Source organism: Mesorhizobium sp. 2RAF21 (assembly GCF_052115345.1).
GTDB classification, from domain to species: Bacteria; Pseudomonadota; Alphaproteobacteria; order Rhizobiales; family Rhizobiaceae; genus Mesorhizobium; species Mesorhizobium terrae.
In genome coordinates, this window is sequence record NZ_JBFRGM010000051.1 from 1 (window position 1) to 1,454 (window position 1,454).

Here is a 1,454-nt window from a genome sequence, read left to right on the forward strand (position 1 = left end):
AACTAATATCGTTTAATATCTAGATATACAAAATATAAAAAACAACTTAATGTTTTTCCTTGGGTAAGTCGCATTCACAAACTTTGGCGGGGGAGTGAGCGACTTCTTTTTTATTTTGTTATTAATATAACACTATCAAAAAGCTTGGTCTATTATGACCAAGCTTTTTGGTATTTATAAACCTATGTCAAAATACTTATATTATCAAGACAAGAAGAAACTCGTTTCAAAAAAGCCAAAAAATCTCATCGTTAAATACTTTTGAATGCACTATGATTAAATAAATGTTAAAGTGAAAATATAATTCTCAAACATCATTAATTCTTTTAACATGAAATAGTTCTTCTACCAACCCATAGTCACTCAATAATTGAGTGACTATTTTTAATGGTTTTGGATGAGATGAAAATAAATAAGTGTTAAAGTAAAAATATAGCATTATCCTCATTCACATTTAGTCTTTTAATGTGAAGTGATCTTCGCCCAAAAATAGCTACTCACAAATTGAGTGGCTATTTTTTAATGCTTTATTCCAATTGCTTTATTGACGTTGAGCCTCGGAACCCTTAACAATCCCTAAACTTGTCGAMTCGTCGGYTTMATAGCTCACRCTATSCCGACATTCGTCTCCAAGTTTARTTAAGGGTTCTTCTCAACCTCAATAAATTTTCTCGGCATAAATGCGTGTGATACGATTAATGTATTACTCCTTTTCATTTAATATATCAAAAACTATTCCCTGGCTACTCAAAAAATGAGTAGTCTTTTTATTTTGCATTTTAAGCCYTTTCTAGGACATTTAATCATTCCACGTATAAAAATAACTAAAAACTTTTTTCGTTCAACAGAGAGACGATAAATCATTTTAAAATTCATTTTCTAAATCTTTTAKAATACGAAATATGTTTTTCTATCTCGGTTATTCTTCTTAATAAAAAGCTAAAGCCTTAAAAAATAGGTGTATAATGTAACTCTYGTATTTTAAAGAGCATAAGWGGAATCCTGAACAGAAATGTCTCCCAAATGGCTACATAAAATCAAAAAATGACTCCCAAATGGCTCCCTTTTTATGTAGCCATTTGGGAGCTAAAAGGGAGCCGAATGGTAGCCATTTTTAAAATAGCTTCTTACTTTTTGTCTGCCAAAATTCTATTTGCTTTTGCAATTGTTTTTCATTTTCTCTTAAAGTCGATTTCATTAATTCCGTCAAATCAACTGGAGATATTTCTTTGATTAATTTCTTATATTTATATTTAGCATGCCTTTCAAGTTTTCCCCATACGCCTTCTTCATGAATTAACATATAAATCATAGCTTGGTCTTTTAATTTTTCTAGTGTAGTCCAATCAGGTTTTAAAATATGTAAATCTTCAAAACAATCGTTCCAATAATCAACCATATCTCTTTTAAGTTCAATTTCTACACGCCATAAGTGATCAGACGTAACTTCAACA

1 protein-coding gene is annotated in these 1,454 nt (G+C 30.0%); it reads right to left on the minus strand.

Annotated features, from left to right (window positions below):
- Window positions 1-1,114: 1,114 nt before the first annotated feature.
- Window positions 1,115-1,454 (minus strand): hypothetical protein (locus AB4136_RS33325; RefSeq protein ID WP_441932338.1); only part of this gene is annotated, 340 nt, incomplete at its 5' end.